The organism is Parvularcula sp. LCG005 (assembly GCF_032930845.1).
Taxonomy (GTDB): domain Bacteria; phylum Pseudomonadota; class Alphaproteobacteria; order Caulobacterales; family Parvularculaceae; genus Parvularcula.
The window spans coordinates 2054914-2074157 of record NZ_CP136758.1; the positions used below are offsets into that span (position 1 = coordinate 2054914).

The 19244-nt window shown below is 59.4% G+C and carries 19 protein-coding genes and 1 tRNA gene; 5 read left to right on the forward strand and 15 right to left on the reverse strand.

Annotated elements, in window-relative coordinates:
* Positions 1-4: 4 nt before the first annotated feature.
* Complete coding sequence (locus RUI03_RS09640; protein WP_317287246.1) at positions 5-448, forward strand: DMT family transporter; 444 nt, start codon at positions 5-7, stop codon at positions 446-448.
* On the opposite strand, the gene RUI03_RS09645 is transcribed toward RUI03_RS09640, so the two are convergent.
* The 3 genes from RUI03_RS09645 to der all read right to left on the reverse strand — a co-directional run bounded on the left by RUI03_RS09645 (position 445) and on the right by der (position 4361).
* Positions 445-1641 (reverse strand): multidrug effflux MFS transporter, encoded by a 1197-nt coding sequence (locus RUI03_RS09645; protein ID WP_317287247.1) that lies wholly within the window; start codon positions 1639-1641, stop codon positions 445-447. The two genes, RUI03_RS09640 and RUI03_RS09645, sit on opposite strands and share 4 nt — an antisense overlap.
* Before the next feature lie 242 nt (positions 1642-1883).
* Entirely contained in the window at positions 1884-2924 is a 1041-nt protein-coding gene (locus RUI03_RS09650; RefSeq protein WP_317287248.1) for a helix-turn-helix transcriptional regulator, read from the reverse strand.
* Positions 2925-2984: 60 nt separating this feature from the next.
* A complete protein-coding gene (gene der, locus RUI03_RS09655; RefSeq protein WP_317287249.1) occupies positions 2985-4361 on the reverse strand; it encodes a ribosome biogenesis GTPase Der in 1377 nt (458 codons plus the stop codon).
* A gap of 108 nt (positions 4362-4469) precedes the next feature.
* Between der and RUI03_RS09660 the strand changes: the two genes are divergently transcribed.
* Positions 4470-4958, forward strand: a complete 489-nt coding sequence (locus RUI03_RS09660) for a gluconokinase (RefSeq protein ID WP_317287250.1) — start codon at positions 4470-4472, stop codon at positions 4956-4958.
* Here the strand turns inward: RUI03_RS09660 and RUI03_RS09665 are convergent.
* The 4 genes from RUI03_RS09665 to bglX are packed head-to-tail and all read right to left on the reverse strand — an operon-like array spanning position 4955 to position 10289.
* Positions 4955-6316, reverse strand: a complete 1362-nt coding sequence (locus RUI03_RS09665; RefSeq protein WP_317287251.1) for a gluconate:H+ symporter — start codon at positions 6314-6316, stop codon at positions 4955-4957. The two genes, RUI03_RS09660 and RUI03_RS09665, sit on opposite strands and share 4 nt — an antisense overlap.
* A gap of 14 nt (positions 6317-6330) precedes the next feature.
* Positions 6331-6708 carry a hypothetical protein gene (locus tag RUI03_RS09670; protein WP_317287252.1) on the reverse strand — a complete coding sequence of 126 codons (378 nt, stop codon included), beginning with the start codon at positions 6706-6708 and terminating at the stop codon, positions 6331-6333.
* A gap of 16 nt (positions 6709-6724) precedes the next feature.
* On the reverse strand, positions 6725-7873 hold the full coding sequence (locus RUI03_RS09675) for an SMP-30/gluconolactonase/LRE family protein (RefSeq protein WP_317287253.1): 1149 nt from the start codon (positions 7871-7873) through the stop codon (positions 6725-6727).
* Between the two features lie 28 nt (positions 7874-7901).
* Positions 7902-10289: a beta-glucosidase BglX gene (bglX, locus tag RUI03_RS09680; protein ID WP_317287254.1), complete on the reverse strand. Its 2388-nt coding sequence runs from the start codon at positions 10287-10289 to the stop codon at positions 7902-7904.
* Between the two features lie 198 nt (positions 10290-10487).
* Here bglX and RUI03_RS09685 point away from each other — a divergent pair.
* Positions 10488-10564: transfer RNA gene (locus RUI03_RS09685), tRNA-Arg, on the forward strand.
* Between the two features lie 4 nt (positions 10565-10568).
* Here RUI03_RS09685 and RUI03_RS09690 read toward each other — a convergent pair.
* Complete coding sequence (locus RUI03_RS09690) at positions 10569-12524, reverse strand: acyltransferase family protein (protein ID WP_317287255.1); 1956 nt, start codon at positions 12522-12524, stop codon at positions 10569-10571.
* Positions 12525-12624: 100 nt separating this feature from the next.
* Here RUI03_RS09690 and RUI03_RS09695 point away from each other — a divergent pair, with 100 nt between their 5' ends.
* Complete coding sequence (locus RUI03_RS09695) at positions 12625-13074, forward strand: type II 3-dehydroquinate dehydratase (RefSeq protein WP_317287256.1); 450 nt, start codon at positions 12625-12627, stop codon at positions 13072-13074.
* Positions 13075-13150: 76 nt separating this feature from the next.
* On the opposite strand, the gene RUI03_RS09700 is transcribed toward RUI03_RS09695, so the two are convergent.
* From RUI03_RS09700 to glyA, 5 genes are all read right to left on the reverse strand, one after another.
* The gene (locus tag RUI03_RS09700; protein WP_317287257.1) at positions 13151-13714 is read right to left on the reverse strand and encodes a VPLPA-CTERM sorting domain-containing protein; all 564 of its coding nucleotides are present in this window, start codon (positions 13712-13714) and stop codon (positions 13151-13153) included.
* A 120-nt stretch (positions 13715-13834) separates the two neighbouring features.
* Positions 13835-14785, reverse strand: coding sequence for a thiamine-phosphate kinase (gene thiL, locus RUI03_RS09705; protein WP_317287258.1), 951 nt, complete (start codon positions 14783-14785; stop codon positions 13835-13837).
* 28 nt (positions 14786-14813) lie between these two features.
* Positions 14814-15305 (reverse strand): transcription antitermination factor NusB, encoded by a 492-nt coding sequence (gene nusB, locus RUI03_RS09710; RefSeq protein ID WP_317287259.1) that lies wholly within the window; start codon positions 15303-15305, stop codon positions 14814-14816.
* Complete coding sequence (gene nrdR / locus RUI03_RS09715) at positions 15302-15754, reverse strand: transcriptional regulator NrdR (RefSeq protein WP_317287260.1); 453 nt, start codon at positions 15752-15754, stop codon at positions 15302-15304. The genes nusB and nrdR overlap by 4 nt, the downstream gene beginning before the upstream one ends.
* A 68-nt stretch (positions 15755-15822) precedes the next feature.
* Positions 15823-17124: a serine hydroxymethyltransferase gene (gene glyA / locus RUI03_RS09720; RefSeq protein ID WP_317287261.1), complete on the reverse strand. Its 1302-nt coding sequence runs from the start codon at positions 17122-17124 to the stop codon at positions 15823-15825.
* A 341-nt stretch (positions 17125-17465) separates the two neighbouring features.
* Here glyA and RUI03_RS09725 point away from each other — a divergent pair, with 341 nt between their 5' ends.
* A complete protein-coding gene (locus RUI03_RS09725; RefSeq protein ID WP_317287262.1) occupies positions 17466-17930 on the forward strand; it encodes a MucR family transcriptional regulator in 465 nt (154 codons plus the stop codon).
* Between the two features lie 102 nt (positions 17931-18032).
* Here RUI03_RS09725 and tatC read toward each other — a convergent pair whose 3' ends face one another.
* Complete coding sequence (gene tatC / locus RUI03_RS09730; protein ID WP_317287263.1) at positions 18033-18869, reverse strand: twin-arginine translocase subunit TatC; 837 nt, start codon at positions 18867-18869, stop codon at positions 18033-18035.
* A complete protein-coding gene (gene tatB / locus RUI03_RS09735; RefSeq protein ID WP_317287264.1) occupies positions 18866-19237 on the reverse strand; it encodes a Sec-independent protein translocase protein TatB in 372 nt (123 codons plus the stop codon). The genes tatC and tatB overlap by 4 nt, the downstream gene beginning before the upstream one ends.
* Between the last annotated feature and the right edge of the window lie 7 nt (positions 19238-19244).

The window sequence follows — 19244 nt, forward strand, 5'->3', positions numbered from 1 at the left end:
ACGCATGCAGATTGTCTATATTGTTCTGGGCCTTCTGACCGGCTGCGCCTTCGCGACACAGGGCGCGGTCAACGGACGATTGGCAGCCCATCTCGGCGGCGCGCCCATGGCGGCACTCGTCTCGTTCACTGTCGGCTGGATGGCGCTCCTGGTCCTCAATCTTGCCCTGCGCAGTCCCCTGCCCGCCACCGCGGGATTTAGCGCGATACCGTGGTGGGCCTGGCTCGGCGGGTTCATGGGCGCATTCGGGGTGGCCAGTGCAGCGTTCTCGGTCCCCCATATTGGCGTGGCCACATGGGTCGCCGCCATCATTGCGGGCCAACTGGTCTGCGCATTATTTCTCGATCAGATCGGCGCATTCGGCCAGGCGGTCCGGGAAATCACACCCGGACGCCTTCTCGGTGTTGTCTTTCTGGTCGCCGGCGTGGCGCTGATCCGCAAATTCTAGGCCATCGCCTCGGTCGGACCGAGCGGCTTTACCGTCACCAGCGACAGTACGAACGCTGAAAACGCACAGATGAAGATCATCAGTACCATGGGCAACAAGGTGCCGTCGAAAATTGTCGCCCCGACGGTCATCGCGATCGCACCGGACACGGTTTGCAGGGTGCCGCTGAGCGCGGAAGCCGAACCGGCCACCGCGCCATTCTCTTCAAGCGACAGAACCGTCGCCGTGGGGATGACAAGGCCCAGAAAAGCGTAGCTGACGAACAACAGCCCGGCGAGGAGGTAGAAATTATCTGCCCCCGCAAGGGTCAGGACAAAGAGCAACGTCATGCCGGATGCATAGGCAAGCGTGGCGCCGCGCACCACGCGATGCATACCGAACCGCTTGCCGAAGTTCGAAGCCATCTGTGACATGCCAAAGAAACCCACGGCGTTGAACGCGAAGCCCAGGGCAAATTGGGTCGGCGTCAGGCCGAAGTGATCAATATAGATGAACGATGCTGAGGCCAGAAACGAGAAGAAGCTCGCCATACCGAAACCACCGATCATGGTTAGTCCCATGAAACCTGGATCCTGCAACAGACGCCCATAGGTCGTGCGCATGCGCTTGAAGGACAATGGTTCACGCAGCTCCGGTGGGCGCGTTTCCTTCAGGACAAACAGCACAATAAAGATGTCGAGCGCCGCCACGGTCATGACCGCAAAGAACACGGACCGCCAGCCAAAGGGCTCAATCAAGAAGCTGCCGATCAGCGGCGCCAACATGGGCGCTAGCGAAATGACAAGCATCATCAAAGCCATCAGCCTTGTGGCCTCGTGGCCGCGTAGCAGGTCGCGCACAATCGCGCGTGCGATCACCATGGATGACGCGGCCCCCACCCCCTGCATGAACCTGAATGCGATCAGCCACTCGATCGACGGCGCAAACGCGCACCCCAGACTGGCGAGAACGTATAGAACCAGACCGCCGAGCATCGGCGGACGACGGCCGAAAGCATCGGAAAGCGGGCCATAGATAATCTGGCTGAGCCCAACAGCGATGAAATAAGCAGTCAGGGTCATCTGCGCAGCGCCCTGATCGACGCGAAATTCTGACGCGATCGTCGGCAGTGCGGGCAGGTACATATCGATCGAAACGGGACCGATCATCACCAAAGGGCCCAGGATCAGGGCGTATTTAGAGTAGGATGCCATGGAATATGCCTGGAAGGTCGGCTGCTGTATGCGCCGTGTATCGTCTCACCAGAAACATATTGCAACTGCGAAGGGGAACAACGGCCCTGAACAATCCTTTGCTCAGGGCGCAACAAATGGACCGGTGGCGAGCCACCGGTCCGATAAGCGCCTCTCTCCCCCCTTGGGACAGCAATCGCCCATCACCACACTAGGGTTGGGCGTCACGTCCTTGAATAGGGAAGATGACCTATTTGTTATAATTAGGTAAATTGTCGGATGCGCTCACCGCCCATCAGGGCGAGCAACACCGCACTTCGCGAACTGATGCCCAATCGGTCCAGCACAGCCTCACTATGGCGCCGTGCCGTATGCACGCTGATCCCCAGCTGTGCCGCAATCTCATTGTCGGACTGTCCGCGCACAATGAAGTCCGCAACCTCGGCCTGGCGCGGGGTCAGCCCGAAACTGTTTCGCGCCTGGTGTCGGATCCGCGTCGGCGACAGGTTGTCGATACGCATGATGACTTGGCTCGGCCGAAAGCCAGGCATCACGGGACCGGGCAGCCGGTGGACAGTGTTGTCACTGCCCTGGGGCGCCTGCATGGCGGCGAGTTCGTCGCTGGGCAAGCATTTAGCCAGTTCATTCATTGCGAAAATGCTGCGGTCTTCACATTCGATCATGGCGGGTACAGGCAATTGCGTGATCGCCTCGGTCATCCGAACCACATCGATAGACCGTTGATAGAGCGCATCAAATCCGGCCACGAATGAGGGCAGCAGGAGCTCCAGAATCGCCTCCGTGCGGGGATCGTTGAAGGCGGGGTCATCGGGACCATCAAACCCGAAGGCAAACAGAGCCTCGCCAATCGGCTGACGCGCGGCCATGCCGACGACATAGCGCAGGCCGGCCGGGCTGAAGGCATCCTTGAAAAAGCTGGTCTGTTCGACGATCGCGCGGTCGGAAATCTTGGCCTCGTGATACACTCCCGATCCCATACTTCGCCGAAAGCGGTTGATCTGGTTAAAGGTCTCATCCGCGAAGTCGAAATAACCTTCGGAATCAAATCCTCTCAGATTGCCCCGCACAAATTCCTCGATCTGCGGTCCGATCTTCAGCGGAATGAAATTGACGGTGCTGTCGAAAAAATAAGATGCAAAGGCGCCGCCTGCCCCGATCAGTGTCGCTGTCGCGGTCAGAATTTCGCGCACGTAGGACTGACTGCTTTCCTGCGGCAGGTGGTGCAGCATTTCCTGCAGACGAGTGATCGCTTTGACGTCACTTTCCGTCAGTGAAACCGCCATCCCCCTCGCTCTCCTCTTATTGTGTCCGCCGTCGCCATAACGGACGGACACCGGCGCCCCCTAGCGCGTTTTCCTTTTGTGCTCGTAGGGATTTTCCCCTTTGCGGAGCATCAGTCTGATGGGTACAGCTTTTACGTCAAAAGCATCACGGATGCCATTGATCAAATAGCGTTTGTAACTCTCCGGCAGTTCGTCCGCCCGCTGGCAGTGCGCCATGAAGGTCGGCGGCCGTGTGTTCACCTGTGTGATGAAGCGGATCTTGATCCGGCGACCGGCCACAGCGGGCGGCGGATGGCGCTGCGTCGCGTCGGCCAGCCACTGGTTCAGGTCGGAGGTTTTGATCTTGGCGTTCCAGTCGCGATACACTTTGGTGATCGCCGGCATCAGCTTGTCCAGACCACGGCCGGTCTGGGCCGAGACCAGCATAATAGGCACATCGGGGGCTTGCGGCAGCAGGCGTGCAGCCTGTTCGCGCAAGGATCGCGCCCAAGCGTCCTTGTCTTCAACAAGGTCCCATTTGTTGGCAACGAGTATAATGGCCCGGCCTTCGCGCAGCGCAAGATCAGCAATCTGCAGATCCTGTTTTTCAAACGGTATGGTCGCATCCATCATCACCACGACCACTTCCGCAAAGCGGATGGCGCGAATGGTATCGCCGACAGACATCTTCTCCAGTCGGTCCTGCACCTTGGCGCGCTTCCGCATACCGGCAGTGTCGAAGAACTTGATCGGCCAGTCGCGATCCTCGTCCTTCCACGTCCATTCGACGCTGATCGTATCGCGCGTGATCCCGGCTTCAGGACCAGTGAGCAGGCGCTCGTCATTCAGCAGTTTGTTCACAAGGGTGGATTTGCCCGCATTCGGGCGACCGATCACGGCGACCCGCAACGGCTTGAGCGGGTCGTCCCAGTCGAGGCTCTGGTCGTCTTCGACCGAACGATCGGCCTCTTCGGCGTAGGGGATGAGAGCGGTATAGAGATCGCTCATGCCCTCGCCGTGCTCGGCGGAGATGGCAATGGGATCACCGAGGCCCAGGCGATAGGCCTCATAGGCCCCCTCTTCGCCGCGCCCCTCGGTCTTGTTGGCACACACGATCACCGGGCGACCGCCCTGGCGAAGCATCTGGGCCAACTCCAGATCCTGACTTGTGATCCCCGCCCGCGCATCGACGAGAAACAGGCTGACATCTGCCATCTCGATGGCTTTTTCGGTGCCCAGACGCATCCGCGCCTGCAGCGAGCCATCCGAGGCATCCTCAAGACCCGCAGTATCAATCAGGACGATATCGAGATCGCCAAGACGCACCTCGTGCTCTCGGCGGTCGCGGGTGACCCCCGGCTGATCGTCGACAAGCGCCAGTTTGCGCTTGGCAAGGCGATTGAACAGGGTGGATTTGCCGACATTGGGTCGGCCGATGATGGCTACGCGTAAGGGCATGGTGGCGCGCCTTACACGAAGCTTGCCGTCCCGTCACGCATCTTGAGTGACGGCGAGGTTACCGCCACAAGCCGGACCGAACAGTCCTTAAAGGGAGAAGGAGTAGATATGCAGGTGATAGTGGTCATGGGGGTATCCGGCTCGGGCAAATCAACCATAGGCGAAATGGTCGCGGACATGCGCAACATTCCGTTCCTCGAGGGCGATGGCTATCACCCTGCGCAGAACCGGGCGAAAATGGTCGCAGGCCAGCCCCTGAGCAATGACGACCGCATGGCCTGGCTTGATGCGATCATTTCGGACGTTAATGATCAAGGTCAGTCGTGTGTTCTGGCCTGCTCAGCCCTCAATACGATGGTCCGCACACGGCTGACGCAGGAAATCAGCGCCCCCTGCATTTTTGTTCACCTGACGGGTGACCGGCGCCTGATCCAGGAGCGCATTATGGCACGCAAGGGGCATTTCTTCGACCCCAAACTGCTGGAAAGCCAGTTCGCCGCGCTCGAAAACCCAGGCGATGCCATTGCTGTCGACATCGCCGATCCGCCCGATGTGATCTGTACCAAGATCTGTGCGGCGCTTGACGCCCGGGCCTAAACGAACATCGACAGGATGAGCACTACGACGAGGCCGACAAATCCAATAAGCGTCGATGAGACAGTCCAGCTGCGCAAGGTTTGGGCCTCGGACAGCCCCAGATAACGGCTCACAAGCCAGAACCCTGAATCGTTCACATGGCTGACGATACTGGCGCCCGATGAAATGGCGATCACCAGAAGGCCAAGTTCAGCGCCGCTCATCCCGGCCAGCTGCGCCACCGGCGCGGTCAGGCCGGCTGCCGTGATCATGGCCACCGTTGCGGATCCCTGGGCCACCCGAACGATCCCCGCCACGGTGAACGCAAAGAGATAGGGAGACATGCTGCCTGCCGTCAGGGCTTCGGCCACCGCTCGTCCTGCGCCAGATTCCACGAGGATCTGTTTGTAGACCCCGCCTGCCCCGGTCACGAGGACCACGAGACCTGCTGGCTCGAGGGATTTCAGCATCGCATCGTGTAATTTCTGCCGCGGCAGGCCACGCATGAGGCCAAAGGCGATCCACGCATAAAGACAGGCGATCAGAAGCGCCACGAACGGGTGCCCGATAAAGGTCAGCACCATGACAAGTGTGTCGTTGATGTCCGTCCCGCCCGTTTCCACCGCCTTTGTCACCGTGCTGAGCAGGATAAGGACTAGCGGCAAGAGAATGACGGTCAAAGCCGAGCCAAACCCGATGGGGTGTTCCGCGCGGATAATGGAATCGTCGGCACGGCCATCGGTCGCCAAAGCTTCAGTCTGGAAGGTTTTCATCCGCGCCAGGAATTTGGCGTAGAGCGGTCCGGCGATGATCATCGCGGGCAAACCGGCCAAAGCACCAAACAGGATGACCCAGCCGAGATCCGCTTTCAGGATTTCAGCCACGGCAATGGGCCCCGGCGTTGGTGGTACGAAAGCGTGGGTGACGGCCAGGCCCGCCAGCAGCGGGATGGCAAAATAGATCAGAGGTTTCTTCGACTTGTCGCGCAGGCCGAAAAGGACCGGGATCAGGATGATGAACGCCACGTCGAAGAAAACCGGTATGGCAGCCAGAAAGCCGATCAGGCCAAGCGCCCACTGGGATTTGTCTTCCCCGAAGCGCCGCAGGATCGTGTTCGAGATGGCTTCCACCCCGCCTGAGGCTTCTAGCAGTGCGCCCATCATGGCCCCAAGCCCCACCACCACAGCGACAAAGCCCAGGGTGCCGCCCATGCCCGTCTGAATGGCGGTAATGATTCTGGCGGGCGCCATCCCCGTTGACAGCCCGAACAGAATGCAGACGAGCAGCAACGCAATGAATGCTGGCAGCCGGAACACGAGAACAGCGACAAGCAATCCTGCAATCGACAGGGCCGTCATCAGAAGCGGCATGAGGTCCATGGGGTCTATCCCTTTTAAGTGGCCGCCACGATTCCTTCAACAGCACCCTTGGCCACATGCTTTTCGCGAATTTTGGCCATGATGTCGGGGTGCTCGATGCGCACCAGTTCCTTCACCGCCGCGTCCTCAAGGTCTATCCCGGCCACTCCGCTATAGGCTGCCAGCGTGATTATTACACCACCGACCTCCTGGGCGGGATCGCCCGGCGAACGGTCGAAAACATACTCGACCATCCGGTAAACCCTGTCGCGATCAAACCCTTCCGACTGGACCAGTTCGAGCGCTTCCTCCAGAAAACGGGTGACACGTTCTTCTTTGCTTTCGGCGATGGCCGGGGCGAAACATGCCCTCAGCCATCTGGCCACCCGATTTTCGTAGTCTTTCAACCGCATGCTGACGTCTTCTGATCTAGAAGCCGACGCCTGTCAGATTGGTCTTGATCCGTGCCAGGAAGGCACCGGATGTGATGTACAGCGTCTTGCCGTCAGGTCCGCCAAATGTGCAGTTCGCCGCGGCGCTGCCCGTGACGATAACCGCAAGATGCTTGCCGTCCTTATCAAAGACATGGACCCCGCCGGGGCCGGTGGTAAACAGCGTTCCGTCCTTGGCCATCGCCATGCCGTCTGGCAGGCCCGCAAGCCCTGCCTGTACCATGGGCGTTGCGTCCCAGATCGTCTCGCGGCCCAGCGGCATGCCGTCATCGCTCAACGGATAACGGTAGACCATCGCCGATTCAGGATCAGAAACGGTGACAAAGAGGGACTCTTCGTCAGGCGACAGAATGACGCCGTTGGGCCGGGTCAGGCTTTCATCGACCACCTCAAGTAGTGGCTGCCCCTCAAGGCTCTCGGCGACAAACCGATAGACCGCGTTGAACGGCAGTTCCTTCACTGTGGACTCATCGCCCCCTTCAAGGCCATAGGGCGGGTCAGTGAAATAGATGCTGCCATTGGAGGCCAGCACAAGATCATTCGGGCTGTTCAGCGATTTGCCTTCGAAGAAACGTACAAGGAAGGTTTTCTTCTTCGTCGCCAGATCCAGCTCTGCAATGGCGCGGTTACCATGATCGCCCATCAGGATCGTGCCCGGCTTCCTCCCCGCGATCAGGCCATTGGCCCCCGCTTCGCGGAAAACGCCGCTTGGCGGATTGGCCAACCCCGATGGCTTGAGGAAGGTCGATATGCCTTCGCTCTCCGTCCACCGGTACATGGTGTTCTCTGGCACATCCGTGAACAGAAGATAATTGCCGTCCTTGATCCAGACGGGCCCTTCGGACCATTTGAATTGCGCATCAGTCAATTTCTCGACGGTTGCGCCCTCGGGGAACAGGCCCGTTCCAGCGGGATCAAGGACGACCACACCAGGCCGGGTCTGGCTCTGAATCTTGCTCAAGGCCTCCTTGGCGTCATCCTTGGGAGGGGTCGCAACGGGCGCGGCCTCCTCCTGCATCATCGTCTCGTCGGTGATGGACGATGTTTCGATATCCGGCTCGGTCGCCCCGCCACAAGCGCTCGTCATTGCGAGCAGAGCCACGAGGGATACAGTTTTCATCGACATGACGGCGTTCCTTGTCGTCTTTCGGACACTACGGCAGCATCTTCACAGTGACGGGGGTCGCAATCGCGGCGGCAGGTGCCGTGGCCGAAATCCCATCCCCCAGGGTGAATGTCCCCTTAGCATGAATGTCGGCGGAGGAACTGCCAAGCATGAATTGAATATCGCCGGCCTCCACGATCCAGTCCCCGCTCTGGTCGATGAACGCAAACTGTCCGGGCGTAAGGCTGAATGTCACTTCGGCAGACTGCCCCGCATCGAGGGTCATCCGCTTGAAGCCGCGCAGCTCCTGCACCGGCCGCGCCACGCTGGCCAGCGAATCACGGACATAGAGCTGCACCACCTCATCGGCTGTACGGTCACCATCGTTCGATACGGTGATCGTGATATCGAGCGTTTCACCGGCCCCCAGAGTCTCACTGCTCTGGCGCATGTCGGACATGGTGAAGCTGGAATAGCTGAGCCCGTGACCGAAGGGGTAGAGCGGTGTGATGGGCAGGTCGAGATAGCGGGCCGTGTCCTTGCTCAGATCAGGATCCGCGGGACGCCCCGTTGAATTGTGCGCCATGTAGATCGGCACCTGTCCGGTCGTGCGCGGGAAGGTCATGGGCAGCTTGCCGCCCGGAGACACTTCGCCAAACAGGACATCGGCTACGGCGTGCCCCATCTCGATACCGCCAAGCCAGGTTTCGAGGATTGCGGCAGACTGGTCATTGATTGGCGACAGGTTCAGCGGTCGGCCGTTCATCAGCACCACGACCACCGGTTTGCCTGTTGCCAGAACCGCATCAGCGAGGGCCGCCTGCGGGGCCGGCAGGTCGATGGACGAGCGGCTGCGCGCCTCGCCCGACAGGTCGTAATCCTCACCAATAACGAGAATAACGGCATCGGCCTTTTTGGCGGCCTTCACGGCTTCGCGGATGGCTTTGGGGTCAGCGTCCTCGCGGAACGGCGCACCGGGCTCATAGGTCACAACGCCTTCGGGCAGCGCCGCCTTGATGCCATCAAGCACGGTGACGACATCGTCGGTCTTGCCCTGCCCACGCCAGCTGCCCAGCGGTGACCATTCATCATCGGCGAGCGAACCAATGACCGCGACCGATCCCACGTCCTTCGACAGGGGAAGCGTGCCATCATTCTTGAGCAGGACAAAAGACGAGCGCGCCACGTCGCGGGCGGCCGCGCGATGGTCATCGGACAGCATCACGGCGGCCTCACGCTCGGCATCGTGATAGGCGAGCGGATCATCGAACAGGCCAAGGCTCTCCTTGGTCATCAGGATACGGCGCACCGACTGGTCGAGGGATTTCTGCAGCGCTTCGCTACCCTTCACCTTGTCCACCATGTCGGCAACATAGATGCCGCTGGTCATTTCCATGTCGACACTGGCCGCCAGCGCCAAGGCCCCGGCATCCGCGCGATCAGCCGCCACGCCGTGGGCGATCAGCTCAAGGATCGAATTCCAGTCGCTGACCACGAGGCCCTGATACCCCCAGACGGTGCGCAGAAGGTCATGGACCAGCGCCTTGTTGCCCGTCGTGGGCACACCGGCAATGTCGTTGAACGCGACCATGAAGCTGCCAGCGCCCGCTTCTGCAGCCGCATAGAACGGCGGGAAGTAGACTTCCTTCAGTGTGCGCATCGACACGTCGGCGGAGTTGTAGTCACGGCCGCCGATACCTGCACCATAGGCACCAAAGTGCTTTGCGGTCGCCACGATGGTGTCTGATGCGGTCAGGTCATCGCCCTGAAAGCCCTTGACCTGCGCCACGGCCATGCGGGCACCGAGATACGGTTCTTCACCGCCGCCTTCAACCACGCGGCCCCAGCGCGGATCGCGTGCAATGTCGATCATCGGCGCAAAGGTCCAGTGCAGCGCCGCGGCAGCCGCCTCAGTGGCGGCAACATGCGCGGCCAGTTCCGCTGCTTCCTCGTCAAAACTCGCGGCCATGGCGAGCGGCACCGGGAAAATCGTCCGGTAGCCATGCACCACGTCCATGGCGAAAAGGAGCGGAATACCGTGGCGGCTCTCGGTGACGGCAATTTCCTGCAGGGGACGCAGCGCCTCGGCCCCGGCGACGTGGAGGTATGATCCCACCTGCCCCTGACGCACACGGTCAAACTCGTCATCATTCAGTCTGGAATTCAGGTTTTTGGAACGGCCGCCAGGCATCTGGTGCAGTTGCCCCAGCTTTTCTTCCAGCGTCATGCGGGACAGGATGTAATCGACCCGTTCCCCGCCGCGCAGCCCCTGCGCCGTGGCCTCAGCAGCAATTGTCGTTTGTGCCGCTGTCTCCTCCGCTGCTGGCGCAGTTTCCTGGGCGATCGCGCCCGCAAAGCAGCCCGCGCTGCCGATGGCGAGCGATGCTGCGCCCATGATGAAAAATGCGCGAAGCGATGTCGGCGAGATCTTGGCCATGTTTCCCTTGGTCGCCTTTGGCAGGCAACCTCCCTGATTGGAATGTTATTAGATGCTTTTGCCCTTCATTCGCACAGATTGACCCAATCGGTCAAACCGGTCTCATTGGCTTAGTTGCTGGGGTTTTGTTCTGCGGCGCCTGATCGCCTGCACAGGGTTGGCGGACGGACGCGGCATGGCCTATAGGAAAGGCTGGCTGTCCCCGTAGCTCAGCAGGATAGAGCAACGGATTCCTAATCCGTAGGTCGAAGGTTCAAATCCTTTCGGGGACACCAGGCGCTAATTCTCAACCAATGCCGCCTCGAACCGGTCTTTCAGCGCCGATGCTCCCACATCATTGACGTGATCACCGTCGCGATAAAGCGGTGAGCCGTCATCGGCAAAGAGCGGGCAGAGCCCATCCCGGCAGAAGGCATCGAGCAGGTCCACGACCACCACATTGTCGTGCCGGTCACCGACCTTTCTCAACAGTGCCTCATAGGACGCACGCTGGGCCACCGCCTCCTCCTCACTCAACCCCACGCTGGCCTTGCGCCATGGCGTGTGCTCGCCGCGCACATAGTCGAGAATATGGAGATCCCGGCCTGAGGGCGGATCCTCAAGGAGGATGAACTGCCGATCCGGGAACATGGCGATCAGTCGTTCCAGCCCGTTTTCAATCGCCCGGGCGTTATAGTACAGGCCTGATCCGTCATAGCCCGCATCCGCATAGACCGACCCTTCGTGCCGGTAGGTGACGCCGGTGACATAGTGGGTCCAGTAGCCGCCGAGGATGATGGTGCGAACTTCCTCATGGGCAGCAAGGAAGGCAAGCGTGTTGTCGGTCATCTGGCGCAGGTCATAGGCACCAATACGATAAACCTCCGGCAACGGAAGATATCCCGGGCCAGTGATCTGGTACCCTGCCCGCCCCAGATCGCGGGCAGCGTCAAAGACGGCGGAGGCCATGGCGTCCGCGTGGCTGTCCCCGATCAGGGCAAAGTCCGGCGCGACGCCGTCTGCGCCCCGTGTACAGGCCAGTCCGGCGGCGATCTGCGCTTCCATCAGGCCGTGGCAGTTTGGCACGTCCTCGAACTCCATCGACGCGATGAGGCCCCGCAGGCGCGGTTCAAGGCGCTGATCAAATCCCTGTTGGGAGGCGATGAAAAACCCAAGACAGATCGTGGCGAGAGATCCGATCATGCCGCCGATGAACAGGCCCGTGCGCTTGGCCAGCACTTTCCGGTACCGGAAGGGCTGCTCGACAAAACGCCACGACAGGTACGCTAGACCGACCGACAGAAAGACACAGAACCACTTCTCGCCAAGGCTCATATCGTTGTTCGAGCCGTACCGGACGAACACGATGACCGGCCAGTGCCAGAGATAGAGCGAGTAGGAAATATTCCCGATAAAGACGAGCGGCCGCCAGCTGAGGCCGCGCGCGACCAGCGTCTGGTTCTCTGTCCCCGACCAGATGATGAACAGCGTGCCGAGGACCGGCAGAAGCGCGGTGTAGCTGGGGAATGGCATGGCAGTGGAATAAAACTGGTTCGCGATCAGCAACCCGACGAGACCGACAATGCCGATCATCTCGGCAGTCTTCTTCCGGCCGCCCAGTCGCGGAAAAACGCCAAGGGCCAGAAGCCCGCCCAGAAGCAGCTCCCACGCGCGCGTGGGCAGTAGATAGAACGCGGCACTCGCATGCTCCGCCGTGCCCCAGATGCTCAGCAGCAGCGACAGTACCGTGGCGACGATCAAAACGCCGAGCCGGATCGCCTTCGGGAAAAACTTGTACAGCACCACCATCGTCACAGGCAGGAAGAGATAGAACTGCTCCTCCACCGCCAGCGACCAGGTGTGCAGCAGGGGTTTCAGATGGGCAGCCTCAGTGAAATAGCCGATCTCCATGTAAAAATGGATGTTCGACACATAGAGGCAGGTGGCGATCAGGCTTTTGGCGTAGTCCACAAAATCCGACGGGATCAGCACGATCGCCGCCATCAACGTCGTCAGCGCGAGAACTGCGAACAGCGCCGGGAACAGGCGGCGGATCCGCCGCTCCATGAAGTTGGCGAAGGTAAAGCGCTTTTCCTCAATATCCCGGGCGACAATACCAGTGATGAGGAAGCCGGAGATCACAAAGAAAACGTCGACACCGACAAAGCCGCCCGGCAGTCCAAGACCTGCGTGATAGAGAACAACCGGCAGGACGGCGATCGACCGCAGGCCATCAATATCAAGACGATGCTTCATGGAGAGTTCACTTCGTGACGTTCGTGCGGAAACGCTATCCTATAAAGTGTCCGTTAAGAAGAAATTGGGCTAAAGGAAAAGCCTGAATGAAGGGATACCCATGGTCTGTATTCACATCCTGAACGGTCCCAACCTGAATCTTCTAGGCACCCGTGAGCCGCAGATTTACGGGAGTGATACGCTGTCGGCGATTGAAACAGCCTGTCACGCGCATGCAAACGGCCTCGGCGCGACCCTCATCTTTGAACAGACCAATTCCGAAGGCACGCTGATTGACCAGATCCAGTGCGCAGGACGTGAAGCGGATGCACTGATATTGAACGCTGCGGGCTACACACACACATCCGTGGCCATCCACGATGCCCTGAAAGCGATCCCGACCTTCAAGATCGAGCTGCACCTGTCCAACCCCCATGCGCGTGAGAGCTTTCGCCACAAGAGTTTTGTCAGCCCAGCGGTGAATGGCGTCATCTGTGGTTTTGGCGCAGCCGGTTATCGGCTGGCAATCGACGCGGCGATGGCGGCAGTGGACGATGCGGCCAGCGACTGATCCTCGCCTGCCCCAGACAACAAACGACGGCAGCCCGATGGACCGCCGCCGTTCCAATAGATTTCATTAGATGATGTTACGCGCGGGCTTGGCGACGACGGCGGAGAAATGCGGCACCGCCAAACGCCGCGGCAAAAAGCGGTGCGGCAGCTGGCAATGGCACTGCATCACCAGCCAATTCAAATGAAAATCCGCCATAATAGAAACCGGCACCGGCGCTGCTGTCATCAAACACCAGTCGGGTTATCGTTCCCAAGGCAGAGAGATCGACAAGCGTCGCACTGCTAACGACGATTGAGCCGACTGCCGTAAAACCATTAAACGCTGTCACCTCAACAACTACATCAGGTGTAAAGTTTAGCGTCTGGAACGAGAGCTGGTTTACGGCCGCATCAAAAGTGATCTCAAAATCAGCTGCGCAGGTTACATTCAGGGCAACGCTGCAAACGATTCCGTTGCCGTCCAGGAAGTTCCCGATAAACAGCTCTTCACCAAAGCCGGTGATCGTCGCATTGGATAGCGTAATTGTATTTGTGCGCTGAAAACCATCGCCTGCTTCCAGAAAATTGAGCGTCGCCGCACTCGCGGCAGAACACAGTAGTGCACTTGCAGCTAACGCGGCACTGATCAAAGTTTTCATGATTTTCCCCCTAAATTGACAGATGCGATGTCCTAGGTCCTCTTTATCTCAATTAACAGGTCATTAGTGAACTTTGGTAAACCGAGACGATGAACGCCGCGTCCGTTACGCATGCGCATTCTAGAAATGCCGGTAACCCGTCTTTCGAATATCAGGAAGACGCCCCGACCGTCCTGATACGTGCACCCTACCTACATCAGTATCCACACAGTGCCCGATCGCCGTAACACTGAGGCCATGCAGGCCAGCCTCAGAGACCGTATTTTGCGCCAATGCCGGTGATACACTGAAGAGGATCTGGTAATCGTCACCACCCGTCAGGAGGTCGACCAACCCCGCCTCGCCGTTGGCCGCGACATGCGCCCTGCCCTCATCCGACAGGGGCACGGCAGCGGCGTCAATCTCAATGCCGACCCCGCTCTGTCGGGCCAGATGCTCGGCATCGGCGATCAGGCCGTCCGATACATCAAGGGCCGCGGTCCCGACGCGCGCTACAAGTTCCTGCAGACCAAAGGAAAGGGTTGGACACTGATAATAGTCAATTGCGCCATTGCCATGATCACCGCGCGTCAGCGCCTGAAGGCCCAGCCAGCCATCACCGATAACGCCAGAGACCATGAGTACATCGCCAGGCTGCGCGCCGGTGCGCAGGACAGGCCCCGCTCCCAGCGGCGTGCCCATCATCGTCACACTGATCATTAGCGGCGCGCCCGCCATCTCGTGCCGGGTCGTGTCGCCGCCCAGCAACGTGCAGCCGTAGAGATCTTGGTCCCGGCGCAGACCTTCGGCGAATAGCTGTGCATCAGCGTGGCCCATCTCCCGGGGCCAGACCAGCCCCAGAAGATAGCCCGCAGGCTGACACCCCTTGGCGATGATGTCGGAAATATTGGTCCGCAGCGCCTTTTGCGCGACAAGGTCCAGCGGATCCTCACGCCGGAAATGCACGCCTGCGACCAACAGGTCCTTGCTGACAACCTGTGCCCCGGTCACGGCGATATCGTCAGTCAGCCCAAATGAACCCTCACCCGCCAGCGGCGCAAAGACGGTCTTGATGAGGTCAAACTCGTTCATGGCCGCCTGTCATGGTGGCGCGGTGGGATCAGCCGCTGATTTCGTCAGTACGAATTTCCCGGGCGCTCGAATCGAGGACGCCGTTGATAAAGCGCGGCTCGGTCTCGCCCTTCTCGAAGAAGCTGTTGGCCAGTTCCACATACTCATCGACCACGACCTTGTAAGGCACGTCAGGACGACGGATGAGCTCAAAAAGACCGCAGCGCAGGATGGCCCGGGCTGTCGCATCGAGACGTTTCAGGGTCCATTTCTCGGACAGATGCTTCTGGATGAACGGATCGATCCCGCGCTGGGTCTCGACCACACCGCGAACGATGTCGGCGAAGAACTCTTCGTCCGCATCGCGCAGAAGCGAGCCCTCCATCTCCCCGCCCAGACGGAAGGAGCGAAACTCACGGATCACGGCATCAACGCCGATATCCGCATGCTCCATCTGATAAAGGGCCTGAACGGCGGCAAGACGCGCCATCGTCCGCGCTTCGAGCGCCTGGGCCTGGTTTTGTTCGGTCGCGATCTTCATTCCTGTTCCATCGAGTCCAAAAAGGCCTCGAAATCCTTAGCCTGTGTAAAATTGCGGTAGACGCTGGCATAGCGAACAAACGCCACAGCATCGATATCCTTGAGCGCGCGCATGACATACTCACCCACGTCGCGCGAGGAAATTTCGTTTTCGCCAGAAGCCTCTAGCTGACGAATGATCGTCGAAACCGTTCGTTCCAGCTGTTCGGCGTCTATATCCCGCTTACGGGTGGCAATGGCGATTGAACGGTGCAGCTTCTCCCGGTCGAACGGGACTTTCTTGCCCGAGCTTTTGACAATGGTCAGCTCTCGCAATTGCACGCGCTCAAAGGTCGTGAACCGTCCGCCGCATTCACCGCACTGGCGACGCCGACGAATGGCCGCGCCCTCTTCCGCAGGGCGCGAGTCCTTCACTTGCGTATCTTCGCTAGAACAGAATGGGCAGCGCATAGGCGACGGCCTCTAGCCGGAACTTATGCACAAGGCCAGTCATTCGAGCGGATTGCTTAAATCAGCGATCAGGCGTCGCTATAAATCGGAAACTTCGCCGTCAGCGTTTCGACTTCAGCCCTCACCGCATCTTCGATCGAGGTCGTGTCCTTGCCCTCTGCCAGGCCATCAAGGACCTGCGCCATCAGGCAGGCGGTCTGCTGGAATTCAGCGACGCCAAAGCCGCGGGTCGTGGCCGCTGGCGAGCCAACGCGGATGCCCGATGTGATCGCCGGCTTCTCGGGATCATTTGGCACGCCGTTCTTGTTGCAGGTGATGCCGGCGCGCTCGAGCGCTTCTTCCGCGGCATTGCCCTTCACGCCTTTGGGACGGAGATCGATCAGCGCCAGATGCGTGTCGGTACCGCCGGAGACCACAGCGTAGCCGGCGTCGACCAACGTCGCCGCCATCGCCTTGGCGTTGTCGATGATGGCTTTGGAGTAGATCTTGAAGTCAGGGCGCAGCGCCTCACCAAAGGCGACGGCCTTGCCTGCGATGACATGCATCAGGGGGCCGCCCTGCAGGCCCGGGAAGAGCGCCGAACGCACCTTCTTGGCAATATCGGCGTCATTGGTCAGGACCATCCCTCCGCGTGGGCCACGCAGTGTCTTGTGGGTTGTTGTCGTCACGGCATGGGCGTGCGGCAACGGGCTTGGGTAGTGGCCGCCCGCAACCAGACCGGCAAAGTGCGCCATGTCGACCATCAGATAAGCACCGACCCGATCGGCAATGGCACGGAACGCCGCAAAATCGATGACACGTGAATAGGCAGAGCCGCCCGCGATAATGAGCTTTGGCTTGTGCTGGTCCGCCAGGCGGGAGACCTCATCCATGTCGATGATGTGGGTTTCGGGATCGACACCATAATGGACAGCGTTGAACCACTTGCCCGACTGATTGACCTTGGCGCCATGGGTCAGGTGCCCGCCGGCCGCCAGATCGAGGCCCATGAAGGTATCGCCGGGTTTCAGCAACGCCATGAAGACAGCCTGATTGGCCTGGCTGCCCGAATGGGGCTGAACCACCGCTTCGGCACAATCAAAGAGCTCGCAGGCCCGGTCGATCGCCATCTTCTCAACCTCATCAACGACCTCGCAGCCACCATAATAGCGGCGGCCCGGATAGCCCTCGGCGTATTTATTGGTGAGGACCGAGCCCTGCGCTTCCAGCACAGCGCGGGACACGATGTTCTCCGAGGCGATCAGCTCGATCTGGCGCTGCTGACGCGAGAGCTCACGCGCGACGATGTCGGCGACATCAGCGTCAGTGCCGGACAGGCTTTCGCTAAAGAAGGAGTTGGCGGAGCGGGAGGACAAGGCAGACTGGCTCATGGCGATCTTTCAGCTGAACATCGATTTCGTGCGCCTCTTAATACTCAATGCCCCTCCCGGGCAACGCCCGGACCGCTATTGTGTGGTCCTGCGACGCCATGGACCTGAATCAAGTTCAAATCGCTCCTTTTGAATAAACGCGCGCTCGATTTTTTCAGGACAGCATAGTTGTCGTGTCGATGACTATGCTTTCTTATTATTCATACCCGTTTTTACGATTGTTTTTTAAGATAATAGATATTAAGCGCCTGCAATTATGATATCCGCCAGTGAACGACGAAAGTTTTTCTCGATTAAATTCTCGCGGTGCTGGCAAGAAAAAGAACCAGAAAGGTGTTCAAATGGACAATAGCGAATTTGCAGCGGAAAATTTATCCAGAAGCGAAGCGTTGAGCTTGACGACTGACATTGTATCGGCATTCGTCGCGAATAATTCAGTCCCGGCCGACCAGCTGCAGGACCTGTTGCAATCGACGTTCGCAACCGTACTTGGCCTTTCGGGCGCCGGCGAAGCCGGTCCGACGAATCAGAAGCCAGCTGTCGCGGTCAAGAAATCCATCACCGACGATTACATTATCTGTCTTGAAGACGGCAAAAAGCTGAAGATGCTGAAGCGTTATCTTCGCACGCAGTACGACATGTCGCCAGAGGACTATCGTCGAAAATGGAATCTGCCTGCGGATTACCCAATGGTTGCACCGAACTACGCCAAGCGCCGTTCAGAGTTCGCCAAGAAGATCGGCCTCGGCACGGGCGGCGGTCGCAAGACGGCAACCAAACGCACGACTCGCAAACGCGCTGCGTAAATCGGCTGAACCGCTCTAAAAAACAAAACCCTGCCAGGCGACCGGCAGGGTTTTTTGTCATCTGGCGTGATCGCACCGTCCGTTCAGTGACAGAGTCGCGGATCAGATATCGTCTTCGACCTCTTCGACATAGGGCTTCATGCCGAAGATGCGGACCATAACGATCGAGACTTCGTAGAGAACATACATGACTGCGGCCATGGCGAACTGGCTGAACGGATCAGGCGGCGTGAGGATCGCAGCGATCGCAAAGCCGATCACGACGGCATAAGGCCGGCCCTTGGACAGGAATTCCGCGTTGATGATACCAACCCGCCCCAGAAGCGTCATGATCACAGGCAGCTGCATCGCAAAGCCAAAGCCGACCATGAGCGTCAGGACGAGGCTGAGATATTCATCGACGCGCACGAACAGATTGTAGGTCGCCTGCCCTGTCGCCTCGGCTGGTGCCTCCATGGACAAGGCAAAGTTGATGACCACCGGCAGAATGAACTGGTGAACAAAAACAAAGCCAATGGCGAACAGAAACGGGATCGCCATCAGGAAAGGCAGAACGGCAGAGCGCTCTTTCTTGTACAGGCCCGGCGCCACGAATGCGTAAAGCTGCCACGCCATGATCGGGAAAGCGACCACGAGTGATCCGGCGAAAGCCAGCTTGATGTAGGAAAAGAAGAGCGCCAGTGGCGGGTAGTTGAGGACGGCCGACATCCCCTCCTGATGCCTCGCAACGGCATGGGTGAAGGGGATGGTCAGAAGGTTATAGAGCCGCGGCGCGAAGATCATGCACAACACGAAACCGATCGCAACGGCGGCGGCGCAGATGATGAGACGCTGCCGCAATTCCGTCAGATGACTGAGGAGCGGCGCTCGGCTCTTTTCAACCTCGTCATCGGAAACGGTCGGATCATCATCGGCGGGGGCCGGTACGGTACCACTCATGAACGGTCACTGGTCTCTGGCGTGGCGGCAGCGGGCGATGTCACCTCCGGCTCGGGTGCAGTTGTGTCTGTGGTCGAAGCAGCCGGCTGCGGTCGCGCGCTGGCTGTTTTCGCAGACGCTGGCCGATCAACATCGTCCAGGGCCGATTTAATATCCTTGGTCGGGTTCGCGGCTTTCAGCGCCTCGATCTCCTTGCGCATATCCTCAAGCTCGGCTTCGCGGGCCATCTGGTCGAAGCTCGATTTGAATTCATCTGCCAGACCACGGATGTGCCGGAAGATCTTGCCGACCCGGTACATCAGGCGCGGCAGATCTTTGGGCCCGATGATGATCAGGGCAACCATTCCGATGACCAGAAGTTCGGCCATCCCGATT